We start from the raw sequence: 19,330 nt of genomic DNA on the forward strand, positions 1-19,330 counted from the left end.
CTCATGTGTCTTTTTACACAAGCCTCCGGTTTTTCTATAATCTGCCAAGCCAATACTTCGCTTTTATACACACTCTGATTCCCTGTCCTTTTTAAGTCCGGCTCTTCCTATGAATTCAGATCTTCTGTGATTGATTTAAGGTTCATGAAGTTTGTCAGATAATCTGCTGTACCAGTCTTCGCATCTGTTCCGGACATGTTAAATCCACCAAATGGATGCTGAAGTACAACTGCTGCTGTAGATTTTCTATTAAAGTATAAGTTACCTACCTGGAATTCTACTTTTGCTCTCTGGATATTTTCACGTGTCTCACTGTATACAGATCCTGTCAGACCATATTCTGTCTGGTTTGCTACATCAAGTGCTTCATCAAAAGAATCTACTTTGATAACAGCAAGGACTGGTCCAAAGATTTCTTCATTGGCAATTCTTGCATCTCTCTTGATATCGCGGATTACAGTAGGATCAATATAATATCCTTCTGCGTCACTGTATGTACCACCGAATACAACATTTCCTTCTTTACGTCCGATCTCGATGTAATTGGTAATGCTGTTATAAGCGCCCTGGTTGATAACCGGTCCCATCGCTGCATTGCTTTCGCCCGATCCCTGGTTCGCCTTCAGTTCTGCTGCGCATTTTACAACTTCATCTACAAACTCATCATATACATCTGCCAGAACAATTGCTCTTGAGCATGCAGAGCATTTCTGTCCCTGGAATGTAAATGCAGAGCTTGCAACTCCATTTGCTGCTTTCTTGATGTCTGCTGTTGAATCTACGATAATTGCATTCTTTCCACCCATCTCAGCCACAACACGTTTGATCCATCTCTGTCCGTCAGCGATCTTGGCTGCATGTTCATTGATTCTGCATCCAACTGCTTTTGATCCTGTGAAGTTTACAAATCTTGTAAGCGGATGTTCTACGATGAAGTCACCAATCTCTGATCCTGATCCAGGAATGTAACTTACTACGTCAGCCGGAATACCGGCTTTCTGGCAGAGTTCTACGAATTTGTATGCAACGATCGGAGCGTCTGAAGATGGTTTGCAGCAGATCGTGTTACCGGTAACAACTGCAGATACGATCATTCCACCAAACAGTGAGAGTGGGAAGTTCCATGGAGAAACAGCCACACCTACACCGAGCGGGATGTAAACGCATTTTGTAAGTTCATCTGTAGGAACCAGCTCTTTTCCTTTTTCCAGATTCTGGATATGCATTACATAAGAATTGATAAAGTCAAGCTGCTCGCAAAGTTCTCCGTCAGCTTCTCCCCAGTTCTTTCCACTTTCAAGGACATTCCATGCATCCATGATGAAACGGTTCTCGATCAGAAGTGCTGCAAGTCTTCTTAATACACGTACTCTTTCTTCTACAGATGTCAGGCTCCATTTTTTGAATGCTTCGTAAGATGCCTTGATTGCCTCATCAGCCTGTTCTTTGCTGCATGAGCATGCATATCCGAGTACTTCCTTCGTAGCCGGTGATACAGAAGCGATCTTCTTTTCCGTCTCAACTTTTTTTCCACCGATGATCAACGGATAAACAGCACCTGCTTCTGCATGAGCCTGTTTGAATGCTTCTTCTATTTTCTTTTTATTTTCTTCCAATGTGAAATCAACTTCTACTGCGTTTTTAAATCCTGTAAGCATGTACTTATGTCCTCCTTGAACTATGGTCTATAAATTGTTTATTATTGTAACAGCAAATTTTCTCCACGTCAATATGTTAAAGTAAAAAAATGTATTTTCGTATACAATTATACCGTTTATATTTTAACAAATAACTTGCATATTTTCGTTCTATTGACATTTTATCTCAATTGATATAAGATATTGTTTAAATGGTTCTTTTTAGAACAATTTTTCAAGTGACTGCGCTCGGCACGAGAATGTGTCAAGGCACATTCTTTTTTATTAAAAAACGGAGGTGTATGGATGAACATTACATATCTGCTTGTATTAATGCAGCGAATTGGTAAAATGCATGAACAGAAGTTGAAAGAATTATGCCGCCAGTATGATCTCTCGCTGATCGAGGCTAAGATCATTGCTTTCTTACATAATAACCCCACAAAAGATACCGCAGGTGATATCGTCGAGCTACGGATGCTCTCAAAAGGGAATGTATCCCAGGCAGTTGATCTTTTATGTCAGAAGGGGCTTCTTTCAAAAACAGCAGACCAGACGGATCGCAGGAAAACGCATCTTTCCCTGCTGCCATCATGCGAAAATGTTACCAGAGCAATCGACACGTTCCAGTCTGCTTTTTACCACAATCTGTTTGACGGATTTTCATTAGAAGAATTCCAGATGTTCGCCTCGCTGAATGAACGTCTGGCATCCAACGTAGCAACTATTTATCACAAAGGAGATTATTAGACATGAACAAAGACAAAGATTTTCTGGGTACTGAACCCGTCGGAAAGCTGATGTTCCGGCTGGCGCTTCCGACGATCACCGCACAGCTCATCAATATGCTGTACAACATTATTGACCGTATTTACATTGGACACATTCCTGGTAATGGGGCACTTGCCCTTACCGGAGTCGGTGTATGTATGCCACTGATTATGATCATTTCCGCTTTTGCCGCACTGGTTGGAGGCGGTGGTGCACCGCATGCTTCGATTGCAATGGGAAAAAATGATCTTAATACTGCAGAACATATTCTGGGTAACTGCTTTTTCCTGCAGATTCTGATTTCTATAATCCTGACAGTCATCCTGCTGTTTGGTAACCGTACTTTTCTTCTTGCCTTCGGTGCCAGTGAAAATACGATTGAATACGCTGTAAATTATATGAACATTTACGCTGTCGGCACTATTTTCGTCCAGCTTACCCTTGGCATGAATATGTTTATCACCACACAGGGTTTTGCCAAAACAGGTATGCTCTCTGTTCTGATCGGAGCAGTGATGAACATTGTTCTGGATCCGCTGTTTATCTTTGCATTCCATCTGGGTGTCAGAGGTGCTGCGCTTGCCACAATTCTGTCACAGGCAGTCTCCTGCATCTGGGTTCTTTCTTTCCTTTGCGGAAAAAAGACGATCCTGCACATCCGGAAAAAGAATCTCATCCTGAAACCGGAGATTATTCTTCCTTGTGTCGCTCTCGGGCTTGCCACATTTATCATGCAGGCTAGTGAGAGTATCATCTCTGTATGTTTCAACTCTTCTCTGCTGAAATACGGAGGAGATATCGCAGTTGGTGCCATGACGATCCTTACCAGTGTCATGCAGTTCGCAATGCTGCCACTGCAGGGTCTTGGACAGGGTGCACAACCAGTCCTGAGCTATAATTACGGTGCAAAAAACAGAGATCGTGTAAAAAAAGCTTTCAGGCTTCTTTTAACAGCAAGCCTCTGTTATTCCACAATTCTGTGGGCATTTATTATGCTCTTCCCTCAGGTGTTTGCAGAAATGTTTACTTCCGATTCTGCACTGCTTGGTTTTACTAAATCAGCACTCCGGATTTACTGTGCCTGCCTGCTGCTTTTCGGAATCCAGATCGCATGCCAGATGGCATTTACATCATTCGGAAAAGCAAAGGCTTCGATTGCTGTCGCTGTTACACGTAAATTTATCCTGTTGCTGCCACTGATCTATCTGCTGCCGCATATTCTGACCGGGAACAAGACCAATGCAGTGTATATGGCTGAACCGATTGCAGACTTCCTGGCTGTATCCTTCACGACGGTTTTGTTTACGTTTCAGTTTAGGAAAGTGTTGAAAGAACTTGAGGGGTAGTCGCAAGAGGGCATAAAAAATAATCCCTGGTAGCTGCTAAGTTGCACGAACCATTCCAACGAGCCTTTCAAAGCATCAATTGTGTCAGCAATGGCTTCCACAATTGATTAAGTCTCGTTTCCATCGTGCAAAGACGCATCTACTAGGGATTATTTTTTATTTACGTTGTTGACTGAGTTTTACTTCTTTGACAGGATTTTGAACTGGAGCCGTAAATCATTGTTTTATAATTTACACTTTACCTCAATTAGGCTTCCTGACCATCGGCGATTTTAGATGTTTCTTTTTCCTGGAATAATAATGCAAAAATCTTTCTTACTAATGGGCCGGCGAAGCAGAGCTGCCAGAAAAATGCCATCGGGAAGTTGATTGCAGTGGTCTGGAACCAGACGGATACGAACTGGGTTCCGGCATTTTTGAAGAGCAGGGTTGCTGCGAAGCTCATAAGCGGACACATTCCTATGACGGATACTACGGAAATGGCGATCACCAGGTGAAAGGCATTGTCTCTTTCCAGATTAACAATGGAAAATGCTTTTTTCTTTGCAAATGGTCCAATCAGGAAGAAATCAAGAATGAATGCAATTGGTCCCATAATGACCAGCTCGTGGAATGCATTTAAAAATACCTGGTTGTTCATTCCTCCTACGTTGAGAGCAATGTTGTAACAGATCATGGTATAAACCATCACGAACACCATGATAATTGTGAAAATAACGTCTTGAAATTTGTTTTTTGGCATAAAAATATCCTCCTTCATAATAAGCGTAACAGAAAATGTGTTGTTCGTTCATCATTCCGGAGGAATGTATCGTTTCCAATATAACCGAGATTCTATTCTTTTTTCTATATGGCATATGCCAGACAACGCCATATCAGCAAGATTTATAATACCTCAACTCTTTAAAAACAGTCAAGTATTTTTTCAGATACATTGAATCATTTTTATCTCTTTTTTCCAAATAAAGAACTCCATACCGTCAGGACCGCTCCTGCAAAAAGAGCCAGATCCGAGAGATTAAAAGTGATATCCGAGAGTTTCCTGTTCTTTGTTTTCAGAGACAGATAATCGACCACATAACCTCTTTTGAAACGGTCATAAGTATTACCAACTGCTCCGCCCAGCATCAGCGATATTCCAAGCTTTGCCAGTTTGCGTCCTGGTTCTTTCCAAAGAAGGTGCTCCCAGAAAAACAGGATTCCAAGTGCTGCCGCCGACATGCCCTTTACCAGCTTTGGTCTGGAATCCAAATGATTCATCATCAGACCTTTGTTGTGGACTTTGCGGTAGATTCCTTTTCCCTTCCAAATCCGGTGTTCTTCCCCGTCTCTTACATTTTCTTCAGTATATTTTTTAATTCCAAGATCGCACCCGGCAACAAAAGCTCCGGTTAAAATGCTCAGGATTTCCATAATTATTCTCCTTTGATGCGCGCGATTTCCTGTTCGCATACCTCTGTCTGTTCTTCACGCTTTTCGATTGCTTCGCAGAGTGCGATAAAATCGGTATCTACCACTTCCCCCTGTTTGAAACGCTCATATACCAATCGTCCGATCTCTGTCATATCCCGCTCGCTGTCTCGCTTCAGACCATAGATCTCATTTTTCTTTTTCTGGATATCGATCGTATCTCCTGCCTTCTTTCCAAGATCATCCACGGTATCTGAAATCCGCTTTCCTATTGTATCAAAAAAATCACTCATTTACTTTTTCCCCTTTCGCATCTGCGTATTTTTCAGAACCGCCTGATCTGCTCAAAAGTACGGTAAAGGTTCAATGCTCCATATCCCCATTCCTGGTTCGGATAATTCATGTCTGTCTTCCGTGAAGCTCCCAATATCAGCAGATTCTTCATCTGTGATGCATCCAGATTCACTCCATGCCTATCCAGCCACTCCATAAAAAGTGCCAGTGCTCCGGAAGTGATCCCAACTGCTATACTGGAACCAGATCTTGCAACAAACTGCCCCCTTAAATTGATCCCTGTCACATTGATCCCCGGCGCAGCAAAATCCGGTTTGATTCTGTTATCTCTAGTATAACCTCTTCCAGAACTGACTGCAATGCTATTTTCCTTTCCATTATAGTACGCTGCACAGACCACCGCCCCGGTATCCCCTGGTTCCATCACCGTATATTCCGGATTTGCACGGATAAAATAGACATTTCCCGTCAGAAACTCTTCCATTGGAAGCCAGATATGAAAGATTCCATTCCCCAGCTCCAGTGTTTCCGGTATAATCTTCCAGATTCCGCTTCCCGGTCTTTCAAACTGAAAAAATGCCAGCTGCGCCCCGGTCGTCTCTACCAGAACCCGGTAATTAAATATTACCCTGGTCTGCTCGAATACAAACACATACTCTCCTATTCCCCGTTTGAGCGAGATCGGTCCTACGGTCTGTCCTGTTGGAGATGCAATAGAAAGAGCCAGAAGATTCGGAAGTTCTGTCCATAGTTCCATCACAAAACCTCTGGTATTATTCCCTACATTAATCTCGACCGGCAGATTATTTTCCTGTTCCAGAATTCCCAGATAATGATGCCTTTTATCTGCCTCGTTGCCACTTCCGGTCACAATCCCGATTCCTTCGCTCGCCGCTACATTTTGCAGATACTCTGACAGGATTGAATATCCTCCATGTCCTCCAAAGCTTGTTCCAACTGCCAGACAGATCACCAATGGTCTTTTCAGCTCTTCTTGTACCTTCTGCAGATAAAAAACCGCCGCTACCAGATCATTTTCCTGATAGCATCCGGCATCCCGGTCTACAAAATAGTACTCCCGTAAATATTCTTTTGCCTCTTTCAGCTTCACGATCACCATCTCTGCCTCCGGCGCTGCCCCGATAAACAGATTCTCCGGATTTGCCCCTCCGCATGCCACACTTGCAACAAAAGTGCCATGTCCGTCCGTATCAAATGACGGAACGGTTTCCTTGGGATTCTCACTTAGGATTGCCTGATTGATTTGTTCCTTCGTATATTCACTTCCATATCCGATTTCCCGTGGCGCTGTTCCACTTTGTTCTTCCTGATCCCAGATTCGCTGGATCCTGGTCGAACCATCCAGATTCCGGAAAATGGGATCCAGATAGTTGATCCCAGTATCAATGATCCCAACCAGAACTCCTTCACCACTCAGTTCCAGACCAGGTATATTCTGAACCGCAGCAATTCCCGCCTGCTGGATTGCTGCCATATCCAGTGTTGTATAACACTTCGGAACCATTGTATAAGGATAATCGGCAAGTGACTTTTTTCTGTCTTCACTCTGGTCAATATAAAAAAGCTCAAAACCGTATTTCAACGGTATCCGGCATCCGTTTTCCAAAGGAAAGTTTTTCCCAAGAGCACCGGTATCCCTCATCATAAAATCCCTGTATTCTTCTGACAGGATCTTTTCTTTACATTCTTCCTGTAGCATAAAAATCCCTCATATACTTTCTTTTGGAAAATATATGAGGGATTTTTCTTTCTTATTACTATGATACTGGACGGTTACGCATTTTGCACTCCATATCCATTCTTTATTCGGTACGTTTCTTTTCAATATCCTCGTAGAAGGAAGTCACTTCTTTTCCTTTTTCCAGGGTACTTACATTCGGACCACTCTTGAATACGATTTTCAGAAGAATTGGTGTGATGATCGTTGTGATCACTACCACGATGATAACCGGTCCGAGGAAATTACCGCCCATCATACCGAGTGCTTCTCCCTTGCTGGCAACGATCAGCGCAACCTCACCACGGGAGATCATTCCGACACCGATTCGTGCACACTGATAATTCTTATATCCACACATCTTCGCACCAAGGGCACAGCCAACGATCTTTGTCAGGATCGCAACAATGGTAAGAATCACTGCAAAGCCTACAATTGCAGCACTCATCTTCGGAAGTTCTACCTTCAGCCCGATACTTGCGAAAAATACCGGTGAAAGCAGCATATAAGACATGGTATCAAATTTCTTCAACACGAAATCAGATTTACTTGTATTGGAAATGATCAGTCCGGCGATAAATGCACCGGTGATATCTGCAACACCGAAGAATTTCTCTGCCACATAAGCCATCAGCAGACAAAATACAAATGCCATGATTGCATGACGTCTGAGTCCCTTTTCCGCCTGATCTGTCCACTTTTTAAATATCTTGTAAAAGATCAGTCCGATCACACCTGCAAATGCGAAGAATGCAACGATCTTCAGTAATACAACTGAAATCTTTACCGATTCATCTGCCATACTTGTTACCAGTGTCAGTGCAATGATACCAAGCACGTCATCAATGATCGCAGCTCCAAGAATCGCATTTCCGGATTTGGTTTTTAATTTACCAAGTTCTTTTAATGTCTCTACCGTAATACTTACGGAAGTTGCTGTCAGGATAACACCGATAAAGATATTCTGCAAAAATACGCTGCAGGATGCATCGGATGCGATCACATCCGGACGGTTAAAGAACATTGCAGTCGCATAACCGCCGATCAGTGGAACGATAACACCTATCAGTGCAATAACGAAGGATGCTTTTCCACTTGCCTTCAATTCCTGTATATCAGTTTCCAGACCTGCACAAAACATCAGCACGATAACACCGATCTCTGCAACGTTATGTATAAAGCTTGTCTCTGTCAGGATCCCAAGCATCGCCGGTCCAAGAAGAACGCCTGCAAGAAGTGCCCCTACAACCTGTGGCATCTGTACCTTTCTGGTCGCAAGACCAAGTGCTTTAGTACAAAGTAAAATAATTGCAAGATCCAGTAAATACTTATAAGTCTCCATTCTCTCTCACTCCTGTTTATATCTTGTTTTTTTAGACACATTGTCTAATGTACACCTTTTAATACAATTTTTCAACAAAAAAATACCCGTAAATCTTTAATTTACGGATATTTCCCATTCTATTTTTGTATAACCGCCATGTTTTTTTGATATATGAAGATTATTGTTATACTCAGTGATGCTCAAGCCTTGGTACAGACTGGCTTCTCAGTTCGATCAGCGGTCCTCCGGTTCCTTCGATATATGCCTCCGTGATCGTCACTTCCCCGATGCTGTCATCCTTCGGAATCTCATACATAATATCCAGCATGAATTCTTCAATGATCGCACGCAGTGCACGGGCTCCGGTATCCTTCTTCATTGCCTTTCTTGCGATCGCATGAAGTGCACCATCATCGAATTTCAGATTGACCTCATCCAGTGCCAGAAGCTTCTGATACTGCTTGAGGATCGCATTTTTCGGCTCTTTTAATATCTGAACCATCATCTCTTCATCCAGTCCCTGAAGCGTAAATACGATCGGGAGACGTCCCAGAAATTCCGGAATCATTCCGAAGTTACGCAGATCTTCTGTCGTCACCTTCTCCAGTATTTTCTTATCATGATCATATTTGTCTTTCAGATCCGCTCCAAACCCGATAGAAGAATTCTTCATCAGTCTTTCCTTGATGATCTGCTCAAGATCCGGGAACGCACCGCCACAGATAAAAAGGATATTCTTTGTATTGACTGTAGTGAGCGGAACCATCGCATTCTTACTGTTGGCTCCTACCGGCACTTCCACTTCGCTGCCTTCTAACAGCTTTAACATTCCCTGCTGTACGGATTCTCCGCTGACATCTCTCTGGCTGGTATTCTTCTTCTTCGCAATCTTGTCGATCTCATCGATAAAGATAATTCCCTGTTCCGCCTTATCTACGTCGTTGTCCGCAGCTGCAAGGAGCTTTGATACTACACTTTCAATATCATCCCCTATGTAGCCGGCCTCGGTAAGAGAGGTCGCATCGGTAATTGCAAGCGGCACATCCAAAAGTTTTGCCAGTGTCTTTACCAGATACGTCTTTCCAGAGCCGGTAGGTCCGATCATCAGCATATTGGATTTCTCGATTTCAATCTCATCCATTGTATCCGTTGCCACTCTTTTATAATGATTGTATACAGCAACCGACATTACCTTCTTGGCGTATTCCTGTCCTACTACATATTCATCCAGTTTCGCTTTGATCTTATGCGGAGCAGGAATATCCTTGATATTCAGGATCGGTTCTTTTTCTTCTTCCGGCTTTTTCTTTTTCACACGCTGGCTCTTCGGGATCTGTGCATCCATGTCTCCAAATCCCATCATTGGTCCCATGTTCATAAACTGGCTGTAATCCATCCCGCCAAAATTCATATTGTTCATTGCATCAAAGCTTTTTTGCATACAGTCCGGACACACGCAGATATTGTTCGGAAGATCGATCATCTTTCCGGTCACACTCTCCGGTCTGTGACAGATGAAGCAGACCTTTTCATAGCGATCTTCGTTATTTTCTTTTTTGTCTGTATTTTCTACCTCACCGGTTACTTTCTCAACTGTCTTGTCCTTCTGGTCATTTTCTGCCATTGGCTGGTCCTCCTTTTTTCGGTCGTATTCAGACAGATTCCTCTGTTCTTCTTATTCGATTTCCACCCCTGCAAGTTCTATAAACTCTTCCTCTGAAATGATCGGCACTCCAAGTTCTTTCGCCTTCCTGTTCTTGGAAGAAGCAGACTCTACATCATTGTTGATCAGATAATTTGTCTTCTTCGTTACAGATCCGGTCACTTTTCCACCCATCTTCTCAACCAGTTCTTTTACCTCATTCCGGTTTGCAAAATGATTCACGCTGCCAGTGATAACGAAACTCATACCTGCAAATTTCTGTTCCTCTGCCATCTCTTCCGGCTGGATCTCCAGTTCTCCGAGAAGGAGCTTAAATTCTTTTTTTCTTTCCTCTGATATAAAATATTTTACAAATGCCGCCGCAAGCACCGGACCTACCCCCTGGATATCACTCAGTTCTTCTTCCGATGCTCCTGTCATTTTTTCCACATCATTTTTAAAATGGCGGCAGATCAGTTTTGCATTTGCGAGACCGATTCCTGCAATCCCAAGTCCATATACCACTTTAGCAAGTGTTGTGCTTCTCGCCTTATCCACGCTTGCGATCAGGTTCGCATAGGATTTTTCTCCAAAGCCTTCCATCGTCTGAATTTCTTCCTGATAGAAATCCAGATGGAAGATATCTCTGTATTTGTGAATGAATCCTCTCGCAATAAATTTCTCCAGTGTCGCCTCAGAAAGACCGTCAATATTGAGTGCATCCCTGCTGACAAACAATGCAAAGGATTTGATTCTTTTTGCCTGACACATCGGATTTGTGCAATACAACGACTTTGCATCATTCATCTGACGGATCTCCGTAGCTCCACCACAAACCGGACAGACTTTCGGAATCTCAATATTATCACTGCCGGTCAGATTCTTTGCAATCTGCGGAATGATCATATTCGCTTTATAGACTTCGATCGTATCCCCGATTCCCAGATGCAGCTCCTCCATAATACTTAAATTGTGTACACTTGCACGGCTTACCGTTGTTCCTTCCAGCTCTACCGGTTCAAAGATTGCTACCGGATTAATAAGCCCTGTTCTTGATGGACTCCATTCAATCTCCAGAAGGTGCGTCTCGCGGATCTCATCTGCCCATTTGAAAGCAAAAGAATCTCGTGGGAATTTTGCCGTTCTCCCAAGCGACTGCCCATACGCAATGTCATCATATACAAGAACCAGACCATCTGACGGAAAATCATTTTCTACGATCTTTTCTGCAAAAAATGCAACCTTCTCATCCAGTTCTTCCCTTGTCACCAGATAATGCTCCACCACATCAAATCCCTGATGTTCCAGCCAGTCAAGCTGTTCTTTTCTGGAATTGTGGAAATCCACATTTTCTGCACGTACCAGGGTAAATGCATAGAATTTTACGTTTCTCTGTGCCGTGATCTTGTTGTTCAGCTGGCGGACAGAACCACTGCACAGATTCCGTGGATTTTTATATTTTGCATCCACGTCATCAATTTCTTCATTGATCCGCTCAAAATCTTTGTAACCGATCACCGCTTCCCCTCGCAGGATCAGTTCCCCTTTATACGGAATATGAAGCGGCACGTTTTTAAATACTTTCGCATTGTTGGTAATGACCTCACCGACTTCCCCATTTCCTCTTGTAACTGCCTTAAAAAGTTCGCCGTCACGATAGGTCAGAACGATCGTCAGACCATCCATCTTCCATGAGATCACAGCCATCTGGTCTCCGACAAATTCCTTCAGCCTTGCCACTTCTTTTGTTTTGTCAAGAGAAAGCATCGGTGACTCATGACGTTCTTTCGGAAGCTCACTTAATACTTCATATCCTACATTCACCGTCGGACTGGAAGCCATAACGGTTCCCAGCTCTTCTTCCAGACCTTTCAGTTCATCATACAGCGCATCATACTCATAATTGCTCATAATTTCCTGCGCATCCTGATAATAAGCTTTTCCGGCTTTATTCAGAAGCTCTACCAGCTCCTGCATCCTTTTCATCTTATCCATATCCAAATCCACACTTTTAATTATTGTTCCACGGTGTCGGCTCTGACTTTGAATCCCTGATCAGCTCATAGAGTTCATTCAGTTCCTGATCCGTAACCTTCCGGTATTCTCCCGGCTTTAAATTACCAAGTTCGATATTCATGATCCGCACTCTCCGCAGCTCCTTTACCTCGTAGCCAAGTGCCTCACACATCCGGCGGATCTGCCGGTTGAGTCCCTGTGTCAGAATGATCTTAAATTTATATTTTCCAAGCTTTTCTACCTGGCATGGTCTTGTGACAGTATCCAGGATCGGGACACCGCCTGCCATCTCCTTGAGAAATTCATCTGTCACGGGCTTATCAACTGTAACTTTATATTCTTTTTCATGTTTATTTGCCGCACGCATCATCCGGTTGATAATGTCGCCGTTGTTCGTCATCAGAAGCAGCCCTTCCGAATCCTTATCCAGACGTCCTACATAAGTAATCCGTACCGGATAGTTAAGGAAACGTACAATACTGTCTCTCTCCCGTCTTTCCTCAGTACAGACAATTCCACGCGGCTTATTGACCGCAAGCACGATCATCTCTTCCTGTCTGGATACCTGCTTTTTCCCAATCCGGACAACCTGCCACGGCTCTACCTTCATTCCGGTCTCTGCACGCACACCGTCAACCGTCACCTGTCCGGCTGCTATCAGTTTGTCCGCTTCCCTTCTGGAACATACACCAGCTTCACTTAAATATTTGTTCAGCCGGACCGGTCCTTTATTTTCCGTGTCCAGAAACTGCTTTTCTATTTTATTTGCCATGTTTTTCTCCTGTTAATTCTCATCCAGTACCCCCGCCAGCATCCGATCTTCAAAGAATGTATTGGCATTATACAGGAACAGCACATCATCAAACTGTTTATCTGACATCACAGAACTTAATTTACCGGTATAATAACGAGGGTCGATCACAACGATTTCCCGGTAATACGGAGCCAGAAGCGGAAGAAAACAGTTTGCATATGAATCTTTGAACACCAGAAGTCTGCGTTTTTCTGTCTGTGTTGACTGGATATCGATCATTGCATGATTTCCACCGAAGAATACGGAATATTGATCTCTCTCATCCAGTTTGGATGAATCATACATAGAAGCACTCTTTTTCTGTTCTTCCACATAATTGACTGCAACCTGTGGTGCATCCGCACTCTTTGGCAGATAAATATAGATTGGTTCCTTATAATCTGTCTCATATCCACTCTTTGCGGATAACGTTCCGTTAAAAGAATCCGATACCGCATAGGCTTTCATCTTAATTTCTTCACTCTTATCCAGTCCAAGCTGTGTCTTTGCTCCCTGGAATGCATACCATGCACCAAGAGAAGTCCAGTGATGATCCGTGTGATAATAAATTGCTTCATCCTTGTGAGCATCCAGTACTTTTTCTGCATCGATCCAGTCATAAGAATCTCCAAGTTCTGCCTTTACACGGCTGATCTGTCTGCTCTGACTGGCAGTCACCGCAAATGCCGGAAGCTTGTCCTCCATAACATTTGCCGCATTCGGAACCAGCATCATATGCATCTGGATATCCGGATAACGCTCTTTAAAATTCTTCATTGCATCCAGATTCTCTTTCAGATCACTTTCATCTGCCACAGCAACATCTTCCATCAGATAATGATCCTTTCCTTTGAAAACACCACCTTCTTTTGTCCTCCCCGCCACACTGTCCGCAAATGTCTTGATTCTTACCCAGGTATCTCTTCCTGCAAACTGATCCGATACATACTCCTCGTACTGCTCCATAAACCTTCCGGAAGCAATTCCGGAAAGAGAAATTTCCGGTTTCTGCGCCAGCATACGCATTTCTTTTTCTGACATCTGCCTGTCTTTATGCATAAGGTTTACTCCGCAGCTGAGAATAAGGACTCCCAGAAATAAAAACGCACATACTGCCTGGATCTGTTTTTTCCCTCCTGGCAGAAAATACTTTGTTCTGTTTTTTTGTTTATTATTCTTTCCTTCTACCATTGTCTTTCCTTAAAATCTAAAATATAAAAATGGATTGTAACTTTCTGTCACCAGATATGCCACACACAGCACAAACAGTCCTGTCATCAGGCAGCCTGCCAGAACCGTATGCGGTCTTTCCTCATTAAATACCAGCCGCTTTCCGAGCAGATGCATAAACGGTGTACTTCCTATGATCCCTGCCACCCAGAAGAGCCAGTTTCGCATGATCAGGTACAATGCCTGGCTGTCCATAAATCCGGTTGCACCCTGTCCGAACATATTGCCGATCCAGGTAAGTGCACTTCCGAGTGTCGGGCTGAAGAACAGTACCCAGCCGAGCATGACCAGAATCATTGTGTAAAGTGTCTGGACTGCCTCCGGCAGCTTTGCAAGTATTTTTCCTGTAAAATATTTTTCAGTAATGAGGATCACTCCGTAGAAGAGCCCCCATACTACAAAGTTCCAGCTTGCCCCATGCCAGAGACCGGTCAGGAACCATACGATCAGAAGATTCAGTAAATGCCGCGGAACCGTTACCCTGTTTCCTCCAAGCGGAATATACACATACTCGCGGAACCATGATCCCAGCGAAATATGCCATCTTCTCCAGAACTCGGTAACACTTTTGGAAATATACGGATAATTGAAGTTCTGCATAAACTCAAATCCGAACATCTTTCCAAGTCCGACTGCCATGTCCGAATAACCGCTGAAATCGAAATAAATCTGGAAAGTGTAGGCAAGACATCCAAGCCATGCAGTCACTACTGACATTCCATCCATCGCCGCGATATTTTCATAAATCGAACCAATCGTATTCGCCAGAAGCACCTTCTTTGCCAGTCCTATCACAAAGAACCAGGCACCGTATCCAAACTTCGTCAGTGATTCCTTTCTTTCACGCAGTTGTCTCTCCACATCTGCATACTGTACGATCGGACCTGCGATCAGCTGTGGGAACATTGTAACATAGGTTCCGAAATCAATCAGATTTACCTGTACGTCTACATTTCCCCTATATACATCAATGATGTAAGACAATGTCTGGAAAGTATAGAAAGAAATTCCGATTGGGAGCTCCAGTTTTCTATATGGAATATAGAACGGAAGGATCGCATTTAAATTTGTCACGATAAATCCGTAATATTTGAAAAATCCAAGAATAAACAGGTTTACAACGATCGTAAAGATCAGACTGCGCACCTGCGATTTTCTTCCTGCTTTTAATGCAATGTCCATTCCGCAAAAATAATTGAACAGAATGGAAATCAGCATCAGGAAGATATAGACCGGCTCTCCCCACGCATAAAATATGAGGGAAGCGATCAAAAGTACCACATTTTTTACCTTACGCGGCACCAAATAATATACCAACAGTGTAATTGGCAAAAATGTAAACAAAAATACCAGACTACTAAATAACATAACTTTTTCGTTTCCTTTTATCTACTTCAGGCTCTTTGTAAACGCCTTTTCTACAGTTTCAGCTTTTGGTGAAATAACAAAAAGCACGTATGTACCTTTCGTCTTAATGATCGAAGCATCCAGAAGCTTTACCTGCTCGGCCCCATATCCTTCAAAATTATCGAGCTGTGTCTTTTTTCGCTGTTCTGCGGCTTTCTCAACTGCCTCTGCCTCATTCTCGTCCTTTGTTTTCACCAGAAGGAGCTCGTTGACTCCCATTGTTTCATTCGTATAATACAGTGTTATATCTTCATAATCCTTTGGATTGATCCCATAGAATCTCTTGATCTCCTGGGTTCCGGCAAGTGTCATGTTCTTGTCATCTGCCGCATCCACAACCGCTTTCTGTACATCTGCAAACGGTGTATCGCTGTCTCCCTTAGACTGAAAGATCAGACCGATATAGATAAGCAAAATAATTACCATCCCAGCTCTGATATTACGCAGAACTGTAAATTCCCCTTTTTTCTTTGTCATATTCCGGCCACCTCCGCCATATGTTCTGCCCAGATTGGATAATACTCCGCCTTCATATGCTCGCCATCCTGCTCATAATACTCATCTTTTACGATCTCTGTATTATCGATAAATGTAATTCCTTCTTCATCACACATTGCTTTAAGTGCGGTATTATAATCCGGAATCTTGGCATAAACCGGCTCTTCTTCTTCTTTTTGAGCGGAAACAGGAAGAACACAGTTGATATAGAGCACTGCATCGGGCATCTGCTCACGCACATTTGCAAGTACCGCTTTGTATTTTTCAATAAATGCATCTGTATCTCCATCTGTTCCGGAAATGTCATTCAGTCCAAGTGCCAGAAAGAGGACTTCCGGCTTTAACTCTGCTGCTGTCCTGATCAGATCACCGGTCTGATCAAGGTGCATTCCTTTTTCCGCTACAACCTTAGAAGTATCAAGCACATCATATACGGTAAAACCGGTTGTGATCGAATCTCCGAGAATCACCGCATGCGCAAATTTTTCGGACAACGGACGGTTCTGCCAGTCCTCTGTCGCCTGTTTTTCTTCTTTCTCAATATTTGAAATTTTGGTCTCCACCTCAGATACATCTGCTTTTTCCAGCTTCTTGATTGCTTTTACTCCTGCTGATGTATTCACCTTATCTGTTCCAAGATGCGAAAGACCAATACTTACGATTACAGTCAGTACAACAACCGTTCCTGCAATTTCCATCAGAATTTTTTTTCTTCTTTCTTCTGCCTGATTTTCTTTCTCCATCGTTCTTTTCTTCATGCTATGCATCCTATCTTTTATTAAAATATGAGTTTCATTTTCATTGAATCATGTGATAAATACTCTAACCTATTCATTTTACTTTCTTCTATTATAAAAGTCAAATCTTTAATAATGCCAAAATCACCAAATGTGCAGGGTAAAACACGTAAAAAAAATACTTTTTCACAAGAAAATGTTTCTGTGATTTTTTTCCGTTATAAAATACCAAAACACAGCCTCCCGCTGCCAGTACTGCAATCATTGCCCCTGCTCCAGCTGCGATTCCTGCAGCTCCCGGAAGTTCTGCTGTCACCGTAATCCCCAGAACAAGTGCTGCAATAAAAAAAGCCTTTTTCCGGCGCTTTGGATCCTCTCCTGCCCGGTAAAACCAAAGCGTATACAATGGAGCCAGAATTGCCCAGTCACAGATACTGCTTACTGCTATAATTCCCAATACAACCAGACTTTTCTTTCCCGGATCTGATATTTTTTCCTCTGCGATCATCAGACACAGGCACAGAAAAAGTGTAAATATCATATTTAAAGTATACCACGGTGCCAGATGATTCCGCGCAAATGCCAGATAATACGGAAGCTGTGAAATGACAGCAAAGATCAGCAGTCTTCCGGCATATTTTTTTACTGACCTTGTATAACGGTATCCTTCAACCAGAAACCAGCACATGACCGGTGCTGTAAAATAACCGATATCCTTTAGTGCTTCGCAGGCAAAGGTTCCTGGTTGCAGAAATATATTTGCAACGTGATTGAGCAGCATAGTAAACACTGCAATGTATTTGATCTGATCCCGGTTTAATTCTATTTTCATCTTGTTATCCATCCTTTTTCTTTTCCGTATTGTATCAAATTCTTATGCATATCTCAAGATTTATGCTATACTGATACTATTACACTGATGACGGGAGGAAGTCTATGCTTATTTTTTCTCTGGATACAAAAAAATGCATGAACGCACTTTTACTGCATCCTGCATTTGATTCCTTTTTATTTATTGAAGGAGATATCACAACTTTTAATACCTTTCAATTTAACGGACGACTGAAAAAAGATTTCTTCAGTGCTGAAGAAAAAGAAGCTCTGGATGACCGGGAATATGCTCTCTGGAAAGAACTTCGCGAGTTTTGTCTTTCTCTGATCAAAGGAAAGCGTACTCCGCTGGGATTTCATTTTGTTCTTTCTATGTCAGCACCGAATATTGCACGGCTTCTCGAACAGGAACATCTTTCATTTGCTCCGGCAGATGTGCAGGGACTGTACCTGAATTTTAAATATGACGGGACAAAACTTAGCTGTACGACAGGAACATCTATGAACCTGTTCACGCTGGACAAATCACTGGAGCAGGCATGGGACAAGATGGCGCAACGGATTTTTGCGAAGTACGAGATTCCGTTTGAGGTTGAGTAAAATTTTGAAAATAGTGGTGAGACAAAGAGCATAAAATACTGTATGCGGTATTTTATGCTCTTTGTCTTTCTATCTCGTTGGCAAAATTCTTACACAATGCCTCAACTCGGAATTGCAAGAGGACGGTCGGCGGGTTCCGGAAAATCCGGAACCTTGGACCTGGTTCTGGGTAAATTCAGATATATGTTCCGTTTCTTATATGTGGGTAATGATTGCTGTCAGTAATTCCTGGAATTGCTCAGCCACCCGGTCGGCGGTTTGTTGAACTTCCTGATGGTTCAGATGTTGTGATGTCATGCCGGCGGCGAGGTTGGTGATACAGGAGATGCCACAGACTTCGATTCCCATGTGGCGGGCAGCGATCGTCTCGCAGGCGGTGCTCATGCCTACGGCATCAGCCCCACAGGTGCGGTACATACGGATTTCTGCCGGAGTTTCATAAGATGGACCGGTAAGCTGAAGGTATACACCTTCTTTCAGAGGAATGCCGAGTTTTTGGGCTTCTTTCTTTATGATCTGCTGCATCCGTTCACTATAGGCTTCACTCATATCCGGGAAACGGGTTCCAAGTTCTTCGACATTGGCACCGATCAGTGGATTAGGGATTCCACTCATAATCTGGTCTGTGATGAGCATGAGATCGCCCGGATGGAATCCGGTATTGATTCCGCCTGATGCATTGGTAAGAATCAGCTTCTTTGCGCCTAACATTCCCATCAGCCGCACCGGAAGCACCACATCTGTTACCGGATACCCTTCATAATAATGCACACGTCCCTGCATGATCACAACCGGAACTTCTTTTACATAACCAAATACAAATTGTCCTTTATGTCCCACAACTGTCGACACCGGAAAACCTTCAATTTCTGTATATGGAATGATCTGTTCTATCTTGATTTTTGATGCGTATTCGCCAAGACCGGAGCCCAGAATCACTGCCACTTCCGGTTTAAAATTCGTTTTTTGGAGAATGCTTTTCCGGCATATTTCCAGCTTTTCATAAATTTCATTGCTCATACAGAATTCCTCTTTTCTATTATTTTTCAGAGTCAA

At 43.0% G+C, this 19,330-nt stretch carries 18 protein-coding genes; 3 read left to right on the forward strand and 15 right to left on the reverse strand.

What is annotated here, in order from left to right:
• Positions 1-107: 107 nt before the first annotated feature.
• Entirely contained in the window at positions 108-1,658 is a 1,551-nt protein-coding gene (locus NQ556_RS11710) for an L-glutamate gamma-semialdehyde dehydrogenase (protein ID WP_008374262.1), read from the reverse strand.
• A 285-nt stretch (positions 1,659-1,943) separates the two neighbouring features.
• Here NQ556_RS11710 and NQ556_RS11715 point away from each other — a divergent pair, with 285 nt between their 5' ends.
• Together NQ556_RS11715 and NQ556_RS11720 are read left to right on the forward strand one after the other, a co-directional pair.
• Positions 1,944-2,387, forward strand: coding sequence for a MarR family winged helix-turn-helix transcriptional regulator (locus NQ556_RS11715; protein WP_008374260.1), 444 nt, complete (start codon positions 1,944-1,946; stop codon positions 2,385-2,387).
• Between the two features lie 2 nt (positions 2,388-2,389).
• Complete coding sequence (locus NQ556_RS11720; protein ID WP_022220860.1) at positions 2,390-3,754, forward strand: MATE family efflux transporter; 1,365 nt, start codon at positions 2,390-2,392, stop codon at positions 3,752-3,754.
• Between the two features lie 247 nt (positions 3,755-4,001).
• Here the strand turns inward: NQ556_RS11720 and NQ556_RS11725 are convergent, their stop codons facing one another.
• The 13 genes from NQ556_RS11725 to NQ556_RS11785 all read right to left on the reverse strand — a co-directional run bounded on the left by NQ556_RS11725 (position 4,002) and on the right by NQ556_RS11785 (position 17,675).
• Positions 4,002-4,496 carry a DUF2798 domain-containing protein gene (locus NQ556_RS11725; RefSeq protein WP_022220859.1) on the reverse strand — a complete coding sequence of 165 codons (495 nt, stop codon included), beginning with the start codon at positions 4,494-4,496 and terminating at the stop codon, positions 4,002-4,004.
• A 203-nt stretch (positions 4,497-4,699) separates the two neighbouring features.
• Positions 4,700-5,167, reverse strand: a complete 468-nt coding sequence (locus NQ556_RS11730) for a signal peptidase II (RefSeq protein ID WP_022220858.1) — start codon at positions 5,165-5,167, stop codon at positions 4,700-4,702.
• A 2-nt stretch (positions 5,168-5,169) separates the two neighbouring features.
• On the reverse strand, positions 5,170-5,457 hold the full coding sequence (locus tag NQ556_RS11735; RefSeq protein ID WP_022220857.1) for a hypothetical protein: 288 nt from the start codon (positions 5,455-5,457) through the stop codon (positions 5,170-5,172).
• A gap of 32 nt (positions 5,458-5,489) precedes the next feature.
• Positions 5,490-7,178: a S8 family peptidase gene (locus NQ556_RS11740; protein WP_022220856.1), complete on the reverse strand. Its 1,689-nt coding sequence runs from the start codon at positions 7,176-7,178 to the stop codon at positions 5,490-5,492.
• A 103-nt stretch (positions 7,179-7,281) separates the two neighbouring features.
• Positions 7,282-8,538, reverse strand: coding sequence for a cation:proton antiporter (locus tag NQ556_RS11745; protein ID WP_022220855.1), 1,257 nt, complete (start codon positions 8,536-8,538; stop codon positions 7,282-7,284).
• Positions 8,539-8,710: 172 nt separating this feature from the next.
• Positions 8,711-10,144 carry an ATP-dependent Clp protease ATP-binding subunit ClpX gene (clpX, locus tag NQ556_RS11750; protein ID WP_055158510.1) on the reverse strand — a complete coding sequence of 478 codons (1,434 nt, stop codon included), beginning with the start codon at positions 10,142-10,144 and terminating at the stop codon, positions 8,711-8,713.
• Between the two features lie 51 nt (positions 10,145-10,195).
• Positions 10,196-12,157: an NAD-dependent DNA ligase LigA gene (gene ligA / locus NQ556_RS11755; protein WP_022220853.1), complete on the reverse strand. Its 1,962-nt coding sequence runs from the start codon at positions 12,155-12,157 to the stop codon at positions 10,196-10,198.
• Between the two features lie 16 nt (positions 12,158-12,173).
• Positions 12,174-12,950, reverse strand: a complete 777-nt coding sequence (locus NQ556_RS11760; RefSeq protein ID WP_022220852.1) for a pseudouridine synthase — start codon at positions 12,948-12,950, stop codon at positions 12,174-12,176.
• A 12-nt stretch (positions 12,951-12,962) separates the two neighbouring features.
• Positions 12,963-14,030 carry a DHHW family protein gene (locus tag NQ556_RS11765; protein ID WP_243257345.1) on the reverse strand — a complete coding sequence of 356 codons (1,068 nt, stop codon included), beginning with the start codon at positions 14,028-14,030 and terminating at the stop codon, positions 12,963-12,965.
• Between the two features lie 141 nt (positions 14,031-14,171).
• On the reverse strand, positions 14,172-15,569 hold the full coding sequence (locus NQ556_RS11770) for an MBOAT family O-acyltransferase (RefSeq protein ID WP_022220850.1): 1,398 nt from the start codon (positions 15,567-15,569) through the stop codon (positions 14,172-14,174).
• Positions 15,570-15,590: 21 nt separating this feature from the next.
• On the reverse strand, positions 15,591-16,085 hold the full coding sequence (locus NQ556_RS11775) for a DUF4358 domain-containing protein (RefSeq protein WP_022220849.1): 495 nt from the start codon (positions 16,083-16,085) through the stop codon (positions 15,591-15,593).
• Positions 16,082-16,864, reverse strand: a complete 783-nt coding sequence (locus tag NQ556_RS11780) for a GDSL-type esterase/lipase family protein (protein WP_022220848.1) — start codon at positions 16,862-16,864, stop codon at positions 16,082-16,084. The genes NQ556_RS11775 and NQ556_RS11780 overlap by 4 nt, the downstream gene beginning before the upstream one ends.
• A 100-nt stretch (positions 16,865-16,964) precedes the next feature.
• The gene (locus NQ556_RS11785) at positions 16,965-17,675 is read right to left on the reverse strand and encodes a TraX family protein (protein ID WP_022220847.1); all 711 of its coding nucleotides are present in this window, start codon (positions 17,673-17,675) and stop codon (positions 16,965-16,967) included.
• Positions 17,676-17,779: 104 nt separating this feature from the next.
• Here NQ556_RS11785 and NQ556_RS11790 point away from each other — a divergent pair, with 104 nt between their 5' ends.
• Complete coding sequence (locus NQ556_RS11790; RefSeq protein WP_022220846.1) at positions 17,780-18,274, forward strand: DUF5721 family protein; 495 nt, start codon at positions 17,780-17,782, stop codon at positions 18,272-18,274.
• A 195-nt stretch (positions 18,275-18,469) separates the two neighbouring features.
• On the opposite strand, the gene NQ556_RS11795 is transcribed toward NQ556_RS11790, so the two are convergent.
• Positions 18,470-19,294: a purine-nucleoside phosphorylase gene (locus NQ556_RS11795; RefSeq protein ID WP_022220845.1), complete on the reverse strand. Its 825-nt coding sequence runs from the start codon at positions 19,292-19,294 to the stop codon at positions 18,470-18,472.
• Positions 19,295-19,330 lie beyond the last annotated feature (36 nt).

The organism is Coprococcus comes ATCC 27758 (assembly GCF_025149785.1).
GTDB classification, from domain to species: Bacteria; Bacillota; Clostridia; order Lachnospirales; family Lachnospiraceae; genus Allocoprococcus; species Allocoprococcus comes.

What these genes read in the sequence shown, in the direction of transcription:
- NQ556_RS11720 (WP_022220860.1), top strand. Translation starts at nt 2,390, where the DNA reads ATGAACAAAGACAAAGATTTTCTGGGTACTGAACCCGTCGGAAAGCTG.
- NQ556_RS11725 (WP_022220859.1), bottom strand. Translation starts at nt 4,496, where the DNA reads ATGCCAAAAAACAAATTTCAAGACGTTATTTTCACAATTATCATGGTG.
- ligA (WP_022220853.1), bottom strand. Translation starts at nt 12,157, where the DNA reads ATGGATAAGATGAAAAGGATGCAGGAGCTGGTAGAGCTTCTGAATAAA.
- NQ556_RS11715 (WP_008374260.1), top strand. Translation starts at nt 1,944, where the DNA reads ATGAACATTACATATCTGCTTGTATTAATGCAGCGAATTGGTAAAATG.
- NQ556_RS11770 (WP_022220850.1), bottom strand. Translation starts at nt 15,569, where the DNA reads ATGTTATTTAGTAGTCTGGTATTTTTGTTTACATTTTTGCCAATTACA.
- NQ556_RS11795 (WP_022220845.1), bottom strand. Translation starts at nt 19,294, where the DNA reads ATGAGCAATGAAATTTATGAAAAGCTGGAAATATGCCGGAAAAGCATT.
- NQ556_RS11760 (WP_022220852.1), bottom strand. Translation starts at nt 12,950, where the DNA reads ATGGCAAATAAAATAGAAAAGCAGTTTCTGGACACGGAAAATAAAGGA.
- clpX (WP_055158510.1), bottom strand. Translation starts at nt 10,144, where the DNA reads ATGGCAGAAAATGACCAGAAGGACAAGACAGTTGAGAAAGTAACCGGT.
- NQ556_RS11775 (WP_022220849.1), bottom strand. Translation starts at nt 16,085, where the DNA reads ATGACAAAGAAAAAAGGGGAATTTACAGTTCTGCGTAATATCAGAGCT.
- NQ556_RS11735 (WP_022220857.1), bottom strand. Translation starts at nt 5,457, where the DNA reads ATGAGTGATTTTTTTGATACAATAGGAAAGCGGATTTCAGATACCGTG.
- NQ556_RS11790 (WP_022220846.1), top strand. Translation starts at nt 17,780, where the DNA reads ATGCTTATTTTTTCTCTGGATACAAAAAAATGCATGAACGCACTTTTA.
- NQ556_RS11745 (WP_022220855.1), bottom strand. Translation starts at nt 8,538, where the DNA reads ATGGAGACTTATAAGTATTTACTGGATCTTGCAATTATTTTACTTTGT.
- NQ556_RS11710 (WP_008374262.1), bottom strand. Translation starts at nt 1,658, where the DNA reads ATGCTTACAGGATTTAAAAACGCAGTAGAAGTTGATTTCACATTGGAA.
- NQ556_RS11780 (WP_022220848.1), bottom strand. Translation starts at nt 16,864, where the DNA reads ATGAAGAAAAGAACGATGGAGAAAGAAAATCAGGCAGAAGAAAGAAGA.
- NQ556_RS11730 (WP_022220858.1), bottom strand. Translation starts at nt 5,167, where the DNA reads ATGGAAATCCTGAGCATTTTAACCGGAGCTTTTGTTGCCGGGTGCGAT.
- NQ556_RS11740 (WP_022220856.1), bottom strand. Translation starts at nt 7,178, where the DNA reads ATGCTACAGGAAGAATGTAAAGAAAAGATCCTGTCAGAAGAATACAGG.
- NQ556_RS11765 (WP_243257345.1), bottom strand. Translation starts at nt 14,030, where the DNA reads ATGCATAAAGACAGGCAGATGTCAGAAAAAGAAATGCGTATGCTGGCG.
- NQ556_RS11785 (WP_022220847.1), bottom strand. Translation starts at nt 17,675, where the DNA reads ATGAAAATAGAATTAAACCGGGATCAGATCAAATACATTGCAGTGTTT.